Raw genomic sequence first — 3498 nt, forward strand, 5'->3', positions numbered from 1 at the left:
CAAGCCCGGGACGGTGGAGTGAAAAATGCTGTTGCTCTAAGCCCCCTGCGCCCCGCGCATCATGCCCACGATCCCGGTGCGGCCGACTTCGACCAGCCCCAGCTCGCGCATCAGGGCGATGAAGCTGTCGACCTTGTCCGGGGGGCCGGTGATTTCGAAGATGAAGCTTTCGATGGTGGTGTCGACCGGCCGTGCGCGGAAAATGTCGGCGAGGCGCAGCGCCTCGACCCGCTTCTCCCCCGTGCCGGTGACCTTGATCAGCGCCAGCTCGCGCTCCACGTGTGGGCCTGCGGTGGTGAGGTCGGTGACCTTGTGCACCGGCACCAGCCGCTCGAGCTGCGCCTCGATCTGGTCGATCACGGACGGAGGCCCGTTGGTGACGATGGTGATGCGGCTGACCGCGTGGTCCTCGGTGATGTCGGCCACGGTGAGGCTGTCGATATTGTAGCCGCGCGCGGTGAACAGGCCGGTGATCTTGGCGAGAATCCCGGGCTCGTTGTCGACGGTGACGGCGAGCACGTGGCGCTCTGAAGCAGCTTCGGCGATTTTCATGGGCATGGGGGTGTCCTTAGACCAGCGCCTTGGCTTCGTCGTCCATCGTGCCGTCGACCTTGTCGCCGTAGAGCAGCATCTCGGTGTGCGCTGCGCCCGACGGGATCATCGGCAGGCAGTTGGCGTCCTGCGCGACGAGGCAATCGACGATCACCGGGCCGGGATGGTCGAGCATCCGCATGATGCCGTCGTCGAGATCGCGCTCCTCGGTGATGCGGATGCCCTTCCAGCCATAGGCCTCGGCGAGCTTCACGAAATCGGGGAGGCTGTCCGAATATGAGTTCGAATAGCGGCTCTCATAGGTCAGTTCCTGCCACTGTCGGACCATGCCCATATATTCGTTATTGAGGATGAAGATCTTGACCGGCAGGCGATACTGGCTCGCGGTGCCGAGTTCCTGGATGTTCATCTGGATCGAGGCTTCGCCCGCGATGTCGATCACCAGCGCGTCGGGGTGGCCGAGCTGCGCGCCGATCGCGGCGGGCAGGCCGTAGCCCATCGTGCCGAGGCCGCCGCTGGTCAGCCACTTGTTGGGATCCTCGAAGCCGAAATACTGCGCCGCCCACATCTGGTGCTGGCCGACTTCGGTGGTGATGATCGGATTGCGCTGGTGGGTGAGGGCATGGAGCCGCTCGACCGCCTTTTGCGGCATGATCATACCCGGATTCTTGGCGCTGCGTTCGGGGTAGGCGAGGCATTCGCGCGCGCGCCAGCCGGCGATGCGCGCCTTCCACTCGCCGAGGTCCTGCGCCTTGCGGCTGCCCCATGCCTCGATCAGCTGGCCGAGCACCGTCCCGCAATCGCCGAGAATGCCGAGATCGACCGGCACCACCTTGTTGATCGAGGAGCGGTCGATATCGATGTGGATCTTCTTGGAGTTCGGCGAAAAGGCATCGAGCCGCCCGGTCACGCGGTCATCGAAACGCGCGCCGATGCAGACCATCACGTCGCACTGGTTCATCGCCATGTTGGCTTCATAGGTGCCGTGCATGCCCAGCATGCCTAGCCAATCGGGGTGCTGGGACGGGAATGCGCCGAGGCCCATCAGGGTCGAGGTTACGGGCGATCCGGTAAGGTCCTGGAAACGGCGCAGCAGCGCGCTCGCCTCGGGGCCGGAATTGATGACGCCGCCGCCGGTGTAGAAGATCGGGCGTTCGGCATTGGCGATCAGCTCGACCGCTTCGATGATGTGCTCAGGCGGGGCGACGGTCTGGGGCGCATAGCGATGCGCGCCCGAACGGGTCAGCGCGCGCCGTTCGGAAGGGATCGCGATCTGGACGTTCTTTGGAATGTCGATCACGACCGGGCCGGGGCGGCCGGTGGTGGCGATCAGGAAGGCTTCCTTGATTGTCGCGGCCAGATCGGCCGGGTCCTTCACGAGGTAATTGTGCTTGGTGCAGTGGCGGGTGATGCCGACAGTATCGGCTTCCTGGAACGCGTCGGTGCCGATCAGCGCGGTCGGCACCTGTCCGGTGATGACCACCATCGGGATCGAATCCATCCACGCATCGGCAATCCCGGTGACGGCATTTGTCGCGCCGGGGCCGGATGTGACGAGCACCACGCCCGGCTTGCCGGTGGCGCGCGCGTAACCCTCGGCCGCGTGGGCCGCTCCGGCTTCATGGCGCACGAGGATGTGGCGAATGCGTTCATCGCCGAACAGCTCGTCATAGATCGGCAGCACCGCGCCGCCGGGATAGCCGAACACGAACTCCACGCCCTGTTCGATCAGGCACTGCACGAGGATCGCCGCGCCGCTCATGGCGGGGGTATTGTCCGAGGGGGCAGATGCCGGCTGACCGGTCACAGGGAACTCCATCTTTTCGCGCGCTTCAATAAGAAAACCGGCCCGACGCAGGGGAATGCGCATCGGGCCGAGTGACATCGCCGCTAAAGGTCATAATCTGATAGGTCAAGCTCTATTTGCGCAATAATGATGCAAAAGCGGCGCCAATGTCGATATTTTCGGACTGCCAGTCAGGATGAACCCGCGGCCAATCGGGCGGTGGCTGGCGCCGGAACCAGGTGAACTGGCGCTTGGCGTAGTTGCGGGTCGCTTGGGCCCCGCTCGCGACGACCGCGTCAGCCTCGAGCTCGCCGGCGAGCCACGCCGCAATCTCGGGCACGCCGATCGCGCGCATCACCGGCAGTTCGGGATCGAGCCCGCGCTCGAGCAGCACCTCGACCTCGGCAATCGCACCATTGTCCAGCATCGCCACGAAGCGCGCGTCACAGCGGTCGTAGACCCACTGGCGCTCGGGCTCGACGATCAGGGGATGGAGCGTCACCTCCTCGGCAATGCCGCCCGCCTTGGCGAGCTGCCAGTCGCCGAGCGTCACCCCGGTCGCGCGCTTGACCTCGAGCGCGCGGGCGATGCGCTGGCTGTCACCGGGATCGAGCATGGCGGCGCGTTCGGGGTCTTCAAGCTGAAGCAGCTTGTAGGCATCCGCCTCATCCATCGCCCGCACCGCGGCGCGCACTACCGGGTCGATCTCGGGGATGGGGGCTATGCCTTCGAGCAGCACCTTGAGGTACAGTCCTGTGCCGCCCACCAGGATCGGCACCGCGCCGCTCTTGTGGCAGTCGGCGATTTCCGCCTTGGCGCGCGCGGCCCATTTGGCGGCCGAGCATGCCTCGGCCCCGTCCCACGCGCCGAACAGGCGATGCTCGATCCCCTCCATCTCCTCCTCCGAAGGCCGGGCGGAGAGCACCTGCAGATCGGCATAGACCTGTGCGCTATCGGCATTGATGATCACCGCACGGCGGCCATCTTCGGCAAGCCGGTGGGCAAGGCTGAGCGCAACCGCGCTCTTGCCGCTGGCGGTCGGCCCTGCAATGAGCGCAAGCGGATTTTCAGGAGTGACAGGTATGCTCATTGCGCGGCTGATAGCAGAGACTGAGACAAGTGAAACGCGTCTCGATGCGCTCGTCGCCGCGCTTGGCGAG

At 65.4% G+C, this 3498-nt stretch carries 3 protein-coding genes; all 3 read right to left on the bottom strand.

Annotated elements, in window-relative coordinates:
- Nucleotides 1–36: 36 nt before the first annotated feature.
- The 3 genes from ilvN to miaA all read right to left on the bottom strand — a co-directional run bounded on the left by ilvN (nt 37) and on the right by miaA (nt 3428).
- Complete coding sequence (gene ilvN / locus NBV68_RS18530; protein ID WP_296312829.1) at nt 37–552, bottom strand: acetolactate synthase small subunit; 516 nt, start codon at nt 550–552, stop codon at nt 37–39.
- Nucleotides 553–568: 16 nt separating this feature from the next.
- The gene (gene ilvB, locus NBV68_RS18535) at nt 569–2314 is read right to left on the bottom strand and encodes a biosynthetic-type acetolactate synthase large subunit (protein ID WP_296312832.1); all 1746 of its coding nucleotides are present in this window, start codon (nt 2312–2314) and stop codon (nt 569–571) included.
- A 157-nt stretch (nt 2315–2471) separates the two neighbouring features.
- Nucleotides 2472–3428, bottom strand: a complete 957-nt coding sequence (gene miaA, locus NBV68_RS18540) for a tRNA (adenosine(37)-N6)-dimethylallyltransferase MiaA (protein ID WP_296312827.1) — start codon at nt 3426–3428, stop codon at nt 2472–2474.
- Between the last annotated feature and the right edge of the window lie 70 nt (nt 3429–3498).

The sequence above is a fragment of the Erythrobacter sp. genome, from assembly GCF_023653175.1.
GTDB lineage: Bacteria > Pseudomonadota > Alphaproteobacteria > Sphingomonadales > Sphingomonadaceae > Erythrobacter.